This window comes from Arthrobacter sp. TS-15, assembly GCF_006964045.1.
Taxonomy (GTDB): domain Bacteria; phylum Actinomycetota; class Actinomycetes; order Actinomycetales; family Micrococcaceae; genus Arthrobacter.
Genome location: NZ_SDXQ01000036.1, coordinates 116273 through 132819 on the forward strand (window position 1 = coordinate 116273; position 16547 = coordinate 132819).

A 16547-nucleotide genomic window follows, 5' to 3' on the forward strand; every position below is an offset into this window, starting at 1 on the left:
TTACTAGTACTTGGTCACCTTGACCTGAAACCCGGTGTGCGCTGATTGCGGTCGTGTGGCTGCGCGTGCCTCCGGCAAAAAGGTCGTTTATCTACCCATAGGGGTTTTTGTGTCTACACCAGATGTAAGCAACGAAGCCGGTTCGTCCGCGAACAGCGTCACGGGCAGCAGCCGCGTTAAGCGGGGCATGGCGGAGATGCTCAAGGGCGGCGTCATTATGGACGTCGTTAACGTCGAGCAGGCTCGCATCGCCGAAGATGCCGGTGCCGTGGCTGTCATGGCGCTCGAGCGTGTCCCGGCCGATATCCGCGCCCAGGGCGGCGTGTCCCGCATGTCCGATCCGGACATGATCGATGCGATCATCGCCGCCGTGTCCATCCCGGTCATGGCCAAGGCCCGCATCGGCCACTTCGTCGAAGCCCAGGTCCTGCAGTCACTCGGTGTTGACTACATCGACGAATCCGAGGTCCTGACCCCGGCCGACTACATCAACCACATCGACAAGTGGAACTTCACCGTTCCCTTCGTTTGTGGTGCCACCAACCTTGGTGAGGCCCTGCGCCGCATCAACGAGGGCGCGGCCATGATCCGTTCCAAGGGCGAAGCCGGCACCGGCGATGTTTCCAACGCCACCGGGCACATGCGCAAGATCCGCTCCGAGATCGCCAAACTCGCATCCCTGCCCGAGGACGAGCTGTACGTTGCGGCCAAGGAACTGCAGGCCCCGTACGAGCTGGTCAAGGAAGTTGCCGCCACCGGCAAACTCCCCGTGGTGCTGTTCACCGCCGGCGGCATCGCGACCCCGGCTGATGCTGCGATGATGATGCAGCTCGGCGCGGACGGTGTGTTCGTCGGTTCCGGTATCTTCAAGTCCGGCAACCCGGCAGAGCGCGCCGCCGCCGTCGTGAAGGCCACCACGTTCCACGACGACCCCGACGTCATCGCCAAGGTCTCCCGCGGCCTGGGCGAAGCCATGGTCGGCATCAACGTTGACGACATCCCCCAGCCCCACCGCCTCGCCGAGCGCGGCTGGTAAACAGCTAAAGAAGTACGACGCCGGGCCGGTCACCNNGGTGACCGGCCCGGCGTCGTTCTACTCCAGTCCGCGGCGCTTCAGGAGGGGTTCCAGCTCTGCGTCGCGGCCCCGGAAGGCGCGGAACGACTCCAGGGGATCGCGACTGTTGCCCCGGGAAAGCAGCTCTGATCGGAAGTGATCGCCGTTCGCGCGTGTGAGGCCACCGTGTTCCTTGAACCACTCCACAGTGTCGGCGTCCAGCACCTCGCTCCAAATGTAGGAGTAGTAGCCCGCTGCATACCCCGCACCGGCGAAGATATGTTGGAAATACCCGGTGCGGTACCGAGGCGGGATCAGCGGGTGCACGATCGCCGCATCAGCAAGCGCCTTGGCTTCGAAGGCGAGAACGTCCTGCGGAACTTCGGACTCGGACAGCACGTGCCAGGCCACGTCCAGAAGTGCGGCCCCGAGGTATTCGGTAGTCGCAAACCCTTCTCCCCATAGCAATGACTCGTTGAGATTGTCCACGGTGTCACGGGGGAGTGCCTCCCCCGTGGAATAGTGGCGAGCATAGTTGGCCAGGACCTCGGGCCACATGATCCACATTTCGTTGACCTGGGACGGATACTCCACAAAGTCCCGAGGTACGGACGTCCCGGAGAACCGCGGATAGGTCACGTCGGAAAACAGGCCGTGAAGCGCGTGGCCGAACTCATGGAAAACTGTACGGACTTCGTCCAAGGACAAGAGCGTGGGCTCACCCGGTGCCGGTTTGGTGATGTTGAGGTTGTTGATCACCACGGAACGGGTTCCCAGCAGGCTGGATTGTTCTACAAGGGAATTCATCCAGGCACCTCCGCGCTTTGACTCACGGGTGTAGTAGTCGCCCAGGAAGAGGCCCAGCCCGCTGCCGCCTTCATGTCGGACCTCCCAGACGCGGACGTCAGGGTGATAGCCTTCCAAATCATCGCGCTCATGGAAAGTCACCCCGAAGAGCTGTGTCGCAGCATGGAATACTCCGTCGTTGAGCACAGTATCGAGGCTGAAAAAGGGGCGGAGAGCCTGTTCATCCACCTTAAACTTTTCCTTGCGAACCCGGGCAGAGTAGTACGCCCAATCCCACGGCTCAAGTTCGTGGCCGGCGACTTCCGCTAAAGCCTCCGCCTCCGATTCGGCATTCCTCACGGCTGCGGGGGCCAGCCGACCCAGCATTGCCTTGACCTCACTGAATCCGGGTGCCGTCTGCTGGTCAATCACCAGCTCAGCAAAGTTGGCAAATCCCAAGAGCGCCGCCTTCTCAGCCCGCAATCGGGCAGTGGCCTTCACCAGGTCACGAACGTCCAAGGCGCCGCCATCGGTGCCCCGTGCCAGGGATGCTTCGTAAAGCCGACGGCGGATGGCCCGGTTTTCCAAGGACGCCAAAGCGGGTTGGTTGCTGGGCTGGATCAGGGTCAGTAAGTACTTGCCGTCATGCCCCGCATTCCTGGCTGCTTCCGCGGCGCCGGTGATCGCTTCAGCCGGCAGCCCTGCCAGCTCCTCGGCGTCGTTCAGGAGAAGGGCGGCAGACTTCATGGCCTCTTTGACGCGTTGGCCAAATTCAGTGCCCAATCGTGAGAGCTCGGCGTTGACTTCACGCAGGCGGTGTTGTCCGGCGGCATCGAGCTGGATGCCTGACTGCCGGAACTCTTTGAGGTACTCCTGCACCAGCCGGGACGACTCCGCATCCAATCCTGCTGTGTCGATTGCGGCGAATCGCTCATAGAGTCCGCGATTCAGGTAAACCGCGTCTTGATGTGCTGACAGTTTGGGGGACAGCTCTGTTTCCAGCGCTTTGATGGCGTCCGAAGCGTCGGCGGAAACCAGTGTGAAGAAGGCTGCGGCAGCCCTGCTGAGCAGTTGTCCTGACCGTTCCATGGCCACGGCTGTGTTTTCCAGGGTGGCGGGCTCCGGGTTGTTCGTGATGCTGGCGATTTCATCCAGATGTGCGCTCAAACCCTCCTCTACGGCCTGGGAGTAATGCTCGGCCGAAATGCCGGCGAAGGGCGGAAGCCCATAGGGCAGAGGGCTGGGGCTCAAGAGTGGGTTGGTCATGAAGTGACTCTTTCACGTAAGAATCGTGTCCTCAAGAGCGGCACGCCCGGATACGTCGGGCCAGCGCCGTAGGATGAAATTCATGGGCAAGATCACATTTTCCATGGGACGGTTCCGTACTCACAGGGCGGCACTCGTGGTGAGCGGTATAGCTCTAGCCCTGTCCCTGAGCGCCTGCGGTGTTCTTGCAGAAAACGATGACGCTGAACGCAGCACCGGCGCCTCGGCCCCTGCTGCCCAGACACCCAGTCCGACGCGCACTCCGGCACCAAACCCCACCCCGGGCAAAGGCCCCGCCTGTCCGGAGCTCCGCTGCACCTCCATCACGGTGACAGGTGACATGCTGGTTCATACCCAGCTCTGGCAACAAGCGAGAGCTGACGCAGCTGCGGCGGGTCAGCCCGGCTACACTTTCGTCCCGCTTCTCGAAGGACAACGACGCTACATTCGCAACAGCGACCTCGCCATTTGCCACCAGGAAACACCCGTGGCTGGTCCGGAAGGGCCGTTCTCTGCCTACCCGTCCTTCAACGTACCGCCGCAAATCATTACGGCCTCAAAGGATGTTGGATACAAGGCCTGCACGACGGCCAGCAATCACACCATTGACCGCGGCACCGAAGGTTTGCTCCGGACGCTGGACGCCCTGGACGCAGCGGGCCTAAAGCACACCGGTTCCTACCGGACGGAGGCAGCATCCAAGGAGATACTCATGCTCCAGACGGACGCAGCCAAAGTGGCCGTGATTATTGGAACGTATGGCCACAATGGTCAGATCCCGGAATACCCGTGGCTGGTTGACGAGCTGGATCCGGCGGCCATGATCGCGAAGGCAAAACAAGCCAAGGCCCTTGGGGCCGACATCGTCCTGGGAGTCATGCACGCCGGCGACGAGTACGCCAGCGAAGCCAATGCCCAGCAGCAGGAGGTTGCGCACGCGTTGGTGGACAGCGGCCAGTTCACCATGATCTACGGCCACCACACGCACTCGGTGCTGCCGATCGAGAACTACAAAGGCACGTGGATTGTGTACGGGCTCGGCAATGGTGTCACTGAATTGTCACCGTGGTACGTCGTGAACAACGAAGGACTATTGGTCAGGGCACAATTCAGTCAAAACACCTCAGGTGTATGGACTGCTTCTGACCTCGCATGGGCCCCCTCGGTTATTGTTCGGGACCCCTATCGATGGTGTTCCGTAGCCAGCGACGCACCACAAGGGGTCTGCGCGACCCCTGCGGCCGATGCCGCAACCCACCAGCGAACCAAAGCGGTTGTAGAGTCCATGGGAGCAGCCACCGCGGGAGCGCACGAACTGCTGATCACCAAGGAAAAGTAGCGGCTACCGCGGCCGGCGGGCTGCGTGTTCGCGCGCAAGGCGGGCGTAACCGTCGTCGGGCTTTCCTGGCACGAAGCTGCCGAACTTGCGTTCGGCTGCTGTGCGGATCAGGAAGTCCGCAATGGCCGGGTTCTTTGGGAGCAACGAACCGTGCAGGTAGCTCGCTACAACATTGTTGTAACGGGCGCCCTCGTGCCCGTCCTTGCTGTTGTTGCCTGCGCCTTTTGTCACCGTGCCTAATGGCTCGACGCCGGGCCCCAACGTAGTCTGCCCACTGTGGTTCTCATAGCCAAGGATGTCGCCGAACTCAGTGGACTTCATGGTCACGTTGCCAATGAGGCGCTCGTCAGTACCATGGGTTTCCACGTCAAGGATGCCGATGCCCGGAATCACAGGGCCCGTGCTGGTCTTGAAGAACTTCCCGAAAAGCTGGTAGAGCCCACAGATCACCAGCATGGGAGCGCCCTCGTCCGCCAGCTGCTTCAGCTGGCCGGCACGCGATTGGAGATCGTCTTGGATCACCAGCTGGCCGCTGTCCTGCCCGCCTCCGCCCACAATGATGTCGACGTCGTCAGGAAAGTCGTCGCCCACGTTGTACTCGAGAAGCTCCGGAGTGTAGCCATGCCACTTGATCCGTTGTTTCAGGACCAGGGCGTTGCCCCAGTCACCGTAGATGTTCATTTCGCGCGGGTAGAGCTGGAGAACGCGGATGGTCCCCTTGCTGGGCTGTACTTCCGGCGTTGCGTGCGGCGTGGGTTGTGCTTCCGAGGTCATGAGACCACCTCAACTATGGTGATTTTGGCCAGCTCGCGGCGGATGGCGAGCATGGAAGTGTACGTGCAGAAGACCCGTTTGGGTTTGCCCCGCGAGCCGTCAATGAAAGTCCGCAGGGCCGCGGTGATGTCCGGTTCGACCACTCCGAAGTGAACATCGTCATACTGCAGACGCAGCGCCATGTCGTAGGCGCGAACGCCGGTGAGGACCTCCACGCCATCTTCGCGCAGGGAGTCGAATTCAACGTCCCACAGCCAGGACATGTCCCTGCCGTCGGCGTAGTTGTCGTTGATGGCGATCATGGTGGCGTAGCCGCCGGCGGGGAAGGACTTCAGCCCGAGACGGAAACCACTGGGGTTCTTCACGAGCACCAGCTCCAGAGGCTGTCCGTCCACGGTGAGGCTCTCACCGCGCCCGAACGCGGGAGCAACTTCTCCCAAAGCCTTCACGAGCTTAGGTGTATCAACGGGCCCGGTTCCCAAGACGGACCTCGCCAAGGACAAAGCCGCCGCTGCATTGAAGATGTTGTACACGCCGCGTAGTTTCATCGTTGTGGTGACGGTTTCGCCGTCGAACTCAAAGTCGGCGTCCTGGGCTCCAACGCGTCTGAGTACGACGTCGGCTGCCGGCAGATCTACATCCTCACCTGTTTCAGCGGCAACGGAAGTGCCCGAAGGGGACGGGCCGATTGCCGTGGTGCGCATTTCGTCGTCGTTGGGGAAGGTGCTGCGCAAAGATTCGTCGAGGCCGAAGTATCGGACTTCGGGGTGGTGGACGGCATCGAGGGTATTGATGGCGTTGGCAATCCGGGCGACGCGTGGGTCTTCCCGGTTGAGGACAACTGTGCCGGTGGTCTTGGAGGCGATGTGCTCCAGCAGCCGGGCGGTCTTGTCAATTTCCCCGAAGCGGTCCAATTGGTCGCGGAGGACATTCAACAGGAGGCTGTACCGCGGCTCAACCTTGTTGACGAAGTGCACGGCATGGGCTTCGTCCAATTCCAGGATGGCAATGTCTGCGTCCAGCCGACCGCGCCAGTCCACATCACCCAGGAGCGAAGCGGCCACCCCACGGGTGAAGTTGCTGCCACTGCGGTTGGTGAAGACTTTCAGGCCTTGGCTTTCAAGGAGTTCCACCACCATCTTGGTGGTGGTGGTCTTGCCGTTGGTGCCGCTGACCACGGCTACGCCCAGGGGGAGCGAAGCCAGCGTTCGCTGCATGAAGCCGGGATCGATTTTCTCAACCACCAAGCCGGGAAAAGCTGAGCCTCCGCCCCGGAGCCGGGACAGTGTGCGGACCAGCTTGCCGAGGGGAACGCTGAAGGAAAGCATGCTCTGTAATATATCCCAGTCAGGGCATGGAACCGGCTACCTCGCGTGTGGGCTTGGTCAACGCTGACAGCGCCATATGGCCTGGGCCTCTATGATGGTCGAATGACCAACCCCCTTTCTGACGCTTCGTCGCGCGTGGGTTCAGGACTCCGGATCGGCGTGCTGGCTCTTCAGGGCGACTTCCGCGAGCATATCCACGCTGTAGAGGCCGCTGGCGCCACCGGCGTGGGTATACGCCGCCCGTCAGAGCTTGACGACATTGACGGCTTGATCATCCCCGGCGGCGAATCAACCACCATTGACAAGCTCTCCCGGATTTTCGAAGTCCGTGATCCACTTCAAAAGCGGATCGCGGACGGCCTGCCGGTCTACGGCTCCTGTGCCGGCATGATCCTGTTGGCCGATGAAATCGCGGACCCTGCAACTGACCTGCACGGAAATCCGCAGCAGACCTTTGGTGGGCTGGATATCACCGTGCGCAGGAATGCCTTTGGCCGCCAGCGGGAGTCCTTCGAGACCGACCTGGATTTCAGGGGCCTTGAATTCAGCGCAGGGGAGTCCGGTGTGGATCCCGTTCACGCTGTATTTATCCGGGGCCCCTGGGTGGAACGCGTAGGTCCGGGCGTGGAGGTCCTTGCCCAGGTCGACCCCGACCACGCCAGCCACACGGCTACTTTGCACGGAGTGGCTAGAATTGTTGCAGTGCGTTCCGGTCAACTACTGGCCACCTCCTTCCATCCGGAAGTGACGGGAGAGAAACGCGTGCATGAACTCTTTATTCGAATGATCAGAGGAGAAGCGTAAAGCATGTCAGGCCACTCCAAATGGGCGACCACCAAGCACAAGAAAGCCATCATTGACGGCAGGCGTGCAAAGTCGTTCGCAAAACTGATCAAGAATATCGAAGTTGCTGCCCGCATGGGTGGTCCGGACCTCGCCGGCAACCCGGGACTTGAACTTGCCGTCACGAAGGCCAAGAAGACGTCGGTTCCCAATGACAACATCGACCGCGCCATCAAACGCGGCGCTGGCCTCACCGGCGAAGTGGTGGACTACACCGAGATCATGTACGAGGCTCGTGGTCCCCAGGGTTCGGCCTTGTTGATCGAATGTCTGACGGACAACAAGAACCGCGCTGCATCCGAGGTGCGCCTTGCAATCTCCCGCAACGGCGGCACCATCGCCGATCCCGGTTCCGTGAGCTACCTCTTCGCCCGCAAGGGTGTTGTGGTCCTGCCCAAGAACGGCCTCAGCGAGGACGACATCCTGATAGCGGTCCTCGATGCCGGAGCCGAAGAAGTCAAAGACAGCGGAGAGAACTGGGAGATCCACTCCGAACCCTCTGATCTTCAGGCCATCCGCGACGCCCTGAAAGAAGCGGGCATCGAATACGAGACAGATGAAGCCGAGTTCGTTCCCTCCATGCAGGTGGAACTGGATGTCGACGGCGCCAAGAAGTTTATGAAACTCGTGGATGCCCTGGAAGATCTTGACGATGTCCAGAACGTCTACAGCAATGCGGACCTCAGCGAGGAAGTCCAGGCTGCCCTCGACGCCGAATAGCCGGCCACGGCGCAGCGCGTCATTTTGACATTTAGCAGCTTCACAGCCACCAGGAAGGCCCGGACTTGACTCTTCGCGTATTGGGAGTCGATCCGGGCCTCACCCGTTGCGGTATAGGTGTGGTGGACATTGAAAAGAACCGCAGGGCCACCATGGTGGCCGTTGGGGTAGTGGGGACCTCTGCTGAGCTCACTCTGGATAAGCGCCTGCTGGTCATTGCCCAAGCCATTGATGAATGGCTGGACCTGCATCAGCCGGACGTCGTCGCCGTCGAGCGTGTTTTCTCGCAGATGAACGTCAGCACGGTCATGGGTGTGGCCCAGGCTTCGGGCGTAGTCATCGCTGCGGCCGCACGCCGTGGCATCCCCGTCGCGTTGCACACACCGTCGGAGGTCAAAGCCGCGGTAACAGGCAGCGGCACGGCCAATAAGGATGCAGTGACCAAGCTCGTTACCAAGATCCTGCGCCTGGATGCTCCACCGAAGCCTGCTGATGCTGCGGACGCTCTCGCGCTTGCCCTGACCCATGCATGGCGCGCAGGTAGTGGAATGGGTTCAGCTACCGGCGCGAACGGTAAGGGCGGTCTCACTCCCGCCCAAAAAGCATGGGCTGACGCGGAAGCAAAAGCGCGCCGCGCACGGTGATTGTCGGCTCGCCTTGTTAGGGTATTCGTAGATATGTTCGGATAGTCCGCTTTGGCCGCAGTATTGACACAGTATTGCGGCAACGGAGCAGGCAGTATTTCAGGAGCCGGGTCTTGATCAGTTTTCTCCGTGGAACGGTAGCCCACGTTGGTTTGTCCACCGCTGTCATCGACCTCAACGGTGCGGGAATGAGTGTCTTTGCCACGCCGCAGACCTTGAGCCACCTCAAGACAGGAACAGAAGCCAAGCTCTTCACGTCCATGATCGTCCGTGAAGATTCCTTGACACTGTTCGGCTTCGCCGACGACGACGAACGGGAAGTCTTTGATGTCCTGCTCAGCGTCAGCGGGGTAGGGCCACGTCTGGCCTTGGCCGTCCTTGCCGTGCATGAACCGGAGGCCATCCGGGTGGCGGCGCACACTGGAGACAGCAAGACGTTTACCAAGGTGCCGGGAATCGGTCCCAAGGTGGCCGGCCGGATTGTCCTTGAGCTCGCCGGTAAGTTGGTTCCCCACGGGACCGGCACAGGCACTGCGCCCGCCGCTGCCCCAAACGCCGAATGGAAGCCGCAGGTTGTCGCAGCCATGACCAGCTTGGGCTGGTCCGAGAAGGACGCCAACGGCAGCATCGACAAAGCAATGGCCGACTCCCCGGAACTCGTGGACGCAGGAAACGTGGCCCAAATCCTCCGGGCAACGCTGCGTTGGTTGGGTCAGGATGGGGCGCGCGCAGGCAATCGTGTAGGCAGCCGTGGCTGAGCAGTCACTCGTCAGCGGGGGAGAGGAACCGGAAGAGCGGGTCATTGAAGCCGCACTCCGGCCCAAGAACCTGCACGATTTCGTGGGACAGCATCGGGTCCGCAAACAACTGGCATTGGTACTCGAGGCATCCAAAATGCGTGGCCGCAGCGCCGATCACGTGCTGATGTCAGGGCCGCCAGGACTAGGCAAGACAACCCTTGCCATGATCATCGCAGCGGAAATGAACGCGCCGTTGCGTATCAGCAGCGGCCCGGCCATCCAGCACGCGGGAGATCTTGCCGCCATCCTTTCCTCCCTATCGGAGGGGGAGGTCCTTTTCCTCGACGAAATACACCGCATGTCCAGGCCGGCGGAAGAAATGCTGTACATGGCCATGGAGGACTTCCGCGTGGACATTGTGGTGGGCAAGGGCGCTGGTGCAACCGCCATTCCTTTGGAACTGCCACCTTTCACCTTGGTGGGCGCAACAACCCGAGCTGGGCTTCTTCCGGGGCCTCTGAGGGATCGATTCGGATTCACCGGGCACCTTGAGTTCTACTCCGTCGCCGAACTCGAGCTCGTCCTGCGGCGCTCCGCGGGCCTACTGGACCTGAAGGTCAACTCTGCGGGCTTTACGGAGATAGCGGGCCGGTCCCGGGGAACGCCACGTATCGCCAACAGACTGCTTCGCCGTGTCCGTGACTGGGCGCTGGTTCATGGCATTGAGCAGATTGATGCACGTTCAGCTTCAGCGGCTCTGGATATGTATGAAGTAGACGAGCGTGGATTGGACAGGCTTGACCGGTCCGTTCTTGAAGCCCTGATCACCAAGTTCAACGGCGGTCCAGTGGGATTGTCCACTTTGGCTATCGCCGTGGGGGAAGAACCCGAGACGGTGGAGACCGTGGCTGAGCCGTTCCTGGTCCGTGAGGGTCTTTTGGGACGCACTCCGCGGGGCCGGATCGCGATGGCGTCCGCCTGGACGCACCTTGGCTACGCCGTCCCGGCCGGGGTGTTCGGTCAGGAGACACTGGCACTGTTTGGTGAGGATGAAAACCACGCCGAAAGCGTGGATACCGTGGGTTAACACCCTCTGTTCAGCTTTTCCCACTAGACTGGTATGACGCTCGGCACGTTCGAGTCCTTGATCCATGCCCGCTCTGCGGATCTGCCAGGGACGTTGCCGTGAACCAAAACGTAAGTACAGAACGGAACTTCCCTGTGGATCCAATGACCATATTGCTGTTCGTCATGTTGGGACTCTTTGTCTTCATGATGTTCCGCCGCAACAAGAAGACCCAGCAGCAGCAGGCTGAGATGCAGTCAAAGTTCGCTCCCGGGGTTGACGTCATGACCAGCTTCGGTCTCTTTGGCCGCATCGTGTCCATCGACGAAGCCGAGAACAAAGTCGTGATTGAGCTTTCGCCGGGTAACCAGGCAACGGTTCACCGTCAGGCTGTCACCAAGGTGGTCGAGACCACCCCCGAGGAAGCGCCCGTTGTTCCGGATGATGCGTCATCCCTGACCGCCGCGCAGACGGAAGCTCCTGCCGCCGTCGAGACCCCGGAAGAAACCATCGCGCGCCTCAACAAAGAGGACAAGAAGGACAACTAGCACCGTCAGTCGCGGCGACACCGCGCAAGGCAACTTCTACGGCAGCGGAGAGCCGCCGGCAGACGCTTACCAGCGTCGGCCGGCGGCTGTCCGGCGATAACAGGAAGATCGATAATGGCACGGACCGGCCCCAAAAACTCAGCCCGCAGGGTGCTGACCTGGCTTGGAGCAATTTTCGTTGTATTAACCGCTGTCCTGGCTGGCGGAGTAGTGACTGGCAACGCCAGTTGGGCTCCCAAGCTCGCTCTGGACCTCGAGGGCGGAACCCAGATGATTCTGGCCCCCCGGGTAGAGGGTTCCAGCGAGATCAATGAGGAGCAACTCAACCAGGCAGTAGCCATCATCCGGCAGCGTGTGGATGGCTCCGGTGTTGCCGAAGCTGAAATTAGCACCCAGTCCGGCCGGAACGTTGTGGTCAGTCTTCCGGGTACGCCTTCCAAGGAGACCCGCGACCTCATTCAAGCTTCGGCTGACATGAACTTCCGCCCAGTCATCACTTATGGCGACCCGGCAGCCGTTCCTGCGGAGCAGCGCACACCTGAGGACCAGCTTCCCAAGCCCACGGCGGAGCCGGCGAATGCCAGCGACATCAACTGGGTCACCGCGGACATTGTCCGGGAATTCGAAGCGCTTGACTGTGTGAACCCGTCACCGGAAAAACGTGATCGTTCGGATCCCGCCAAACCGCTGGTCACCTGCGAGGCAGCCACGGACAAGACTCCGGCCATCAAGTACATCCTTGGGCCCGTGGAGGTCAAAGGCCAGGACATCAGCGATTCCACTTTTACCCAGGTTCAGGGCGCTCAGGGCTCCGTGACCAATTCCTGGGGCGTGAACATCGTGTTCAACGCGGATGCAACCGCAAAGTTCAAAGCAGTCACCGAACGCCTCAACCAGTTCTACGCTGCGGCGCAGGCCCAGGGTACTGATGATCCAAAGTCACAGTTCGCCATTGTCCTGGACGACAAAGTTCTTTCCGCCCCGCGCGCCTTGGCTGTGATCACTGATGGAAAGCCCCAGATCACTGGTAACTTCACCCAGGCGTCGGCAAAGGCCCTCTCCGATCAACTCCGCTACGGCGCCCTGCCCATCAGCTTTGAGATCCAGTCACAAGAGCAGATCTCCGCGACGCTGGGTGGCGACCAACTTCGCCTCGGCTTGCTTGCAGGGATGATCGGCCTGTTGCTTGTTGTTGTCTACTCGCTCTTCCAATACCGTGCCCTTGGGCTCGTGACCATCGCATCCCTTGTGGTGGCGGGTGTGCTGACCTATCTGGCGATCGCCATCCTCGGGTGGACGGAAAACTACCGTCTGTCCCTGGCCGGTGTGGCTGGTCTGATTGTGGCCATCGGCCAGACCGCGGACTCGTTCATTGTCTACTTCGAGCGCATCAGGGATGAACTGCGCGAGGGCCGTGGACTGGTTTCCGCTGTCGAGAACGGCTGGAAGCGTGCCAAACGGACAGTTCTGGCCTCCAAGGCCGTCAACCTCCTCGCGGCCCTGGTCCTCTACTTCGTTGCTGTTGGCAACGTCCGCGGCTTTGCCTTCACCCTTGGCCTGACCGCCCTGGCCGACCTTCTGGTGGTGTTCATGTTTACGCACCCCATGCTGCAGGTTTTGGCCCGCACCAAGTTCTTTGGTGAAGGACACCGTTTCTCCGGGCTTTCTCCCGACCGTCTCGGCGCAGTTCCGCTCTACCGTGGCGCCGGCCGGCTACGCACGCCGGACGAAAAGCCCGCTGTGGTCCGCCCGCGCAACACCGGTGCGGCTGCCGAAGCCGAACGTCGCATGACCATTGCCGAGAGGCGCCTTGCCGAGAAGGGCCAGCTCACTGGTACTTCGAACGGCACCAAGGAGGAGAAGTAATGACTACGAGCTTCGCAACCTTCGGCCATGAGCTCTACACGGGCAAGCGCTCGTACAACTTCGTAAAGTCGAAGAAGATTTGGTTCATCATCGCTGCGGTCGCCGTAGCGCTCTCCATCCTGGTTCCTGTCGCCAAGGGCGGCTTCAACCTCGGAATCGAATTCCGTGGTGGTTCCGAATTCACTGTTTCAAACGTGAGCACCACGGATGCAGCACTCGGCGAGAAGGCTGTTCATGACGTCGTGCCCGGAGCCATCCCGCGCGTTGCCAACGTGGCAGGCAACACCATGCGCATCCAAACGGACCAGTTGACCGACGACGAGACGAACCGCATCAAAGACGGTCTCACAAGCGCCTACGGGGTGACCGAGAACGAGGTAACGTCCAACTTCGTGGGACCAACCTGGGGCCAGGACGTGACGCGTCAAGCCCTTATTGGTTTGGTGGTCTTTGTTGGGTTGGCCGCTGTCCTGATGGCGCTGTACTTCCGAACCTGGAAGATGTCGCTGTCCGCACTTGTTGGCATGCTCGTCACGATGTTCACCACGGCGGGTGTCTACGCGCTGAGCGATTTTGAAGTCACGCCGTCGGCAATCATCGGGTTCCTGACCGTCCTCAGCTACTCGCTGTACGACACCGTGGTGGTCTTCGACAAGATCCGTGAAAATACCGCGGACATCTCCACGTCCACGCGCCGCACGTTCAGCGAAGAGGTCAATTTGGCTGTCAACCAAACGTTGGTCCGCTCCATCAACACCATGATGGTGGCCATTCTTCCGGTTGCGGCGATCCTCTTCATTGGGGCCGGACTCCTGGGTGCCGGCACGCTGCGGGACCTGTCCTTGGCACTGTTCGTGGGCATCCTCATCGGTACTGCCGCCACGATTTTCATCGCCGCACCGCTGTACGCTTGGCTGCGGCAGGGCGAGCCTGAACTGGTGAAGCAAGCCAAGAAGGTGGCTCACCGCAGGAATGAAGCCACAGTTCAGGTCTGAACTTAGCCCGAACAGCTAGTTGGGTTGCCTTGAGCCGGTCCCCGCATCAGTGCGGAGGCCGGCTCTTTGACTTGCCCGTGTCATCGTCATGTGCTGCCCGGTTGCAGAAGCATTCACCTGCGGGAATAGACTGGGAGAATTAAATCGCTTGTGAGGGGTACTTCTGTGGAAGAACGTGCGACGTCGGCACCACCGGCGGGCGGGGATGACAGCCGCAAAGCTGTGGCAGTTCCGGCAACGAGTGTGCCCGGACGGACTGCTGCTGCGGTTCCGGTCGATGCTCCCGGCGTGCGTCCCACCTTTCCGGGGCGGAGGGAACGCACCCGCTCCCGGCTTGCCCGCCTGACGGGCCGGGGCATTGCTCCTTACTCGCCCATTTTGGAACCACTGCTGCGTACAGTCCGGGCAAATAATCCCAAAGAGGATTTCGATCTGATCCAACGCGCCTTCGCGGTGGCAGAGCAGAGCCACCAAGGACAAAAGCGCAAGAGTGGTGATCCCTACATCACCCATCCGGTGGCAGTGGCCACCATCCTGGCTGAACTCGGTATGACAGGGACAACCCTGGCGGCTGCGTTGCTCCACGACACCGTGGAGGACACCCCGTACACACTGGCTGACCTGACACGGGACTTCGGCCCCGAAGTTGCCATGTTGGTGGACGGTGTCACCAAGCTGGACAAAGTCAGTTTCGGTGAGGCTGCCCAGTCTGAGACCGTTCGTAAGATGGTCGTGGCGATGGCCAAGGACATTCGCGTCCTGATGATCAAGCTGGCGGACCGCCTCCACAATGCGCGGACCTGGCGTTTCGTTTCCGCGGAGTCCTCATCACGCAAGGCCCGCGAAACTCTGGAGATTTTCGCACCCCTGGCGCATCGCCTGGGTATGAACACCATCAAGTGGGAACTTGAAGACCTCTCCTTCGCAGCGCTGTACCCCAAGGTGTACGAGGAAATCGTGCGAATGGTGGGCGACCGCACTCCAGAACGCGAAAAGAGCCTGAGTGTCATCCGCAACCAGATCGCTGATGACCTTCGGACCGCTCGGATCAAGGCGACCATCACAGGCCGGCCCAAGCACTACTACTCGATTTATCAGAAGATGATCGTCCGCGACAAGGACTTCGACGACATCAACGACCTCATGGGCGTGCGGGTTCTGGTGGATTCCGTGCGAGATTGTTATGCCGCGCTGGGGACTTTGCATTCACGGTGGAACCCGCTTCCGGGCCGGTTCAAGGATTACATCGCCATGCCCAAGTTCAACATGTACCAATCCCTGCACACCACCGTGATTGGCCCCGGCGGCAAGCCCGTGGAGATTCAGATCCGCACCCACGAGATGCACCGGCGTGCAGAATACGGTGTGGCAGCCCACTGGAAGTACAAGGATCAACCCAACCGGACCGCACAGGGCCCCGGCAGCCCGCGTGACGGTGACATGGGTTGGCTGCGGTCGCTGGTTGATTGGCAACAGGAGACCTCCGATCCCGGAGAATTCCTTGATTCACTTCGCTACGAGATCAACGCCCGCGAAGTCTTCGTCTTCACCCCCAAGGGCGAGGTCATGGCCCTTCCGGCCGGGTCAACTCCTGTGGACTTCGCCTACGCTGTGCACACCGAGGTGGGCCACCGAACCATCGGCGCCCGCGTCAACGGGAAGCTGGTTCCACTCAACAGCGAGCTCAACCACGGCGACTGGGTTGAGATCTTCACCTCCAAGGCAGAAGGCGCCGGCCCCAGCCAGGACTGGCAGCACTTCGTCAAATCTGCCCGTGCACGCAACAAGATTCGCCAGTGGTTCACCAAGGAACGCCGCGAAGAAGCGATTGAGCGTGGCAAGGACATGCTGACCCGGGCCATGCGCAAGCAGAACCTGCCCCTGCAGCGCCTGATGACGCACGATGCTTTGTCCGCCGTGGCAGAGGACTTCCACTACGTTGACATTTCCGGGCTGTACGCCGGCGTAGGTGACGGGCACACGTCAGCTCAGTCGGTCATGGAAAAGCTCGTTGAGCACCTGGGCGGTCATGAGACACCCGACGAAGACCTGGACGAAGTCAGTATCCCCACCCAGGTTGCGAAGTCGAAGTTCTCTGACTCCGGCGTCATTGTGCGGGGTGTGGGCGATGTCTGGGTCAAGCTGGCCCGGTGCTGCACCCCGGTACCGCCGGATCCCATTCTTGGCTTTGTGACCCGTGGTTCAGGAGTCTCTGTCCACCGGACGGACTGCACCAATGTGTCGGGTCTCCGGGACCAGCCGGACAGAATTGTTGAAGTTGAGTGGGCACCCACCCAGTCCAGTGTTTTCCTCGTGGAAATTCAGGTAGAAGCCCTGGACCGGAAGTCCCTTTTGTCGGATGTCACCCGCATTTTGTCCGAGAATCACGTCAACATCCTCGCAGCGTCGGTGCATACCTCCAGTGACAGGGTGGCAATCTCGAAATTTGCCTTCGAGATGGGTGATCCAAAGTATCTGCACCACGTCTTGAACGCCGTCCGTCGGATCGACGGAGTTTTCGACGTCTATAGGACCACTGGAAACCGCAGGCGCAGCTAACAGGGTCTCAGCTGTCAGG

At 60.8% G+C, this 16547-nt stretch carries 14 protein-coding genes; 11 read left to right on the forward strand and 3 right to left on the reverse strand.

What is annotated here, in order from left to right:
• The first annotated feature begins 109 nt into the window (after positions 1-109).
• Positions 110-1036 (forward strand): pyridoxal 5'-phosphate synthase lyase subunit PdxS, encoded by a 927-nt coding sequence (pdxS, locus tag EU811_RS14495; protein WP_142939053.1) that lies wholly within the window; start codon positions 110-112, stop codon positions 1034-1036.
• A gap of 57 nt (positions 1037-1093) precedes the next feature.
• Here pdxS and EU811_RS14500 read toward each other — a convergent pair whose 3' ends face one another.
• Positions 1094-3106: a M3 family metallopeptidase gene (locus tag EU811_RS14500; protein ID WP_142939054.1), complete on the reverse strand. Its 2013-nt coding sequence runs from the start codon at positions 3104-3106 to the stop codon at positions 1094-1096.
• Between the two features lie 73 nt (positions 3107-3179).
• Between EU811_RS14500 and EU811_RS14505 the strand changes: the two genes are divergently transcribed.
• A complete protein-coding gene (locus tag EU811_RS14505; protein ID WP_142939055.1) occupies positions 3180-4445 on the forward strand; it encodes a CapA family protein in 1266 nt (421 codons plus the stop codon).
• Positions 4446-4448: 3 nt separating this feature from the next.
• Here EU811_RS14505 and EU811_RS14510 read toward each other — a convergent pair whose 3' ends face one another.
• Positions 4449-5219: a type 1 glutamine amidotransferase gene (locus EU811_RS14510; RefSeq protein WP_142939056.1), complete on the reverse strand. Its 771-nt coding sequence runs from the start codon at positions 5217-5219 to the stop codon at positions 4449-4451.
• Positions 5216-6547, reverse strand: coding sequence for a Mur ligase family protein (locus EU811_RS14515; RefSeq protein ID WP_142939057.1), 1332 nt, complete (start codon positions 6545-6547; stop codon positions 5216-5218). The genes EU811_RS14510 and EU811_RS14515 overlap by 4 nt, the downstream gene beginning before the upstream one ends.
• Positions 6548-6649: 102 nt before the next feature.
• Here EU811_RS14515 and pdxT point away from each other — a divergent pair, with 102 nt between their 5' ends.
• The 9 genes from pdxT to EU811_RS14560 all read left to right on the forward strand — a co-directional run bounded on the left by pdxT (position 6650) and on the right by EU811_RS14560 (position 16528).
• A complete protein-coding gene (pdxT, locus tag EU811_RS14520; protein WP_142939058.1) occupies positions 6650-7351 on the forward strand; it encodes a pyridoxal 5'-phosphate synthase glutaminase subunit PdxT in 702 nt (233 codons plus the stop codon).
• A 3-nt stretch (positions 7352-7354) separates the two neighbouring features.
• Positions 7355-8110 carry a YebC/PmpR family DNA-binding transcriptional regulator gene (locus EU811_RS14525; RefSeq protein ID WP_142939059.1) on the forward strand — a complete coding sequence of 252 codons (756 nt, stop codon included), beginning with the start codon at positions 7355-7357 and terminating at the stop codon, positions 8108-8110.
• Positions 8111-8175: 65 nt separating this feature from the next.
• Positions 8176-8754 (forward strand): crossover junction endodeoxyribonuclease RuvC, encoded by a 579-nt coding sequence (ruvC, locus tag EU811_RS14530; protein WP_142939060.1) that lies wholly within the window; start codon positions 8176-8178, stop codon positions 8752-8754.
• Positions 8755-8867: 113 nt separating this feature from the next.
• Positions 8868-9512 (forward strand): Holliday junction branch migration protein RuvA, encoded by a 645-nt coding sequence (ruvA, locus tag EU811_RS14535; RefSeq protein WP_142939061.1) that lies wholly within the window; start codon positions 8868-8870, stop codon positions 9510-9512.
• Positions 9505-10581: a Holliday junction branch migration DNA helicase RuvB gene (gene ruvB, locus EU811_RS14540; protein WP_024816851.1), complete on the forward strand. Its 1077-nt coding sequence runs from the start codon at positions 9505-9507 to the stop codon at positions 10579-10581. The genes ruvA and ruvB overlap by 8 nt, the downstream gene beginning before the upstream one ends.
• Positions 10582-10724: 143 nt before the next feature.
• Positions 10725-11108: a preprotein translocase subunit YajC gene (yajC, locus tag EU811_RS14545; RefSeq protein ID WP_024816850.1), complete on the forward strand. Its 384-nt coding sequence runs from the start codon at positions 10725-10727 to the stop codon at positions 11106-11108.
• Positions 11109-11222: 114 nt separating this feature from the next.
• On the forward strand, positions 11223-12974 hold the full coding sequence (gene secD / locus EU811_RS14550; protein WP_142939062.1) for a protein translocase subunit SecD: 1752 nt from the start codon (positions 11223-11225) through the stop codon (positions 12972-12974).
• A complete protein-coding gene (gene secF / locus EU811_RS14555; RefSeq protein ID WP_142939063.1) occupies positions 12974-13969 on the forward strand; it encodes a protein translocase subunit SecF in 996 nt (331 codons plus the stop codon). Before secD ends, secF begins: the two co-directional genes overlap by 1 nt.
• A 165-nt stretch (positions 13970-14134) precedes the next feature.
• Positions 14135-16528, forward strand: a complete 2394-nt coding sequence (locus tag EU811_RS14560; RefSeq protein WP_024816847.1) for a RelA/SpoT family protein — start codon at positions 14135-14137, stop codon at positions 16526-16528.
• Positions 16529-16547 lie beyond the last annotated feature (19 nt).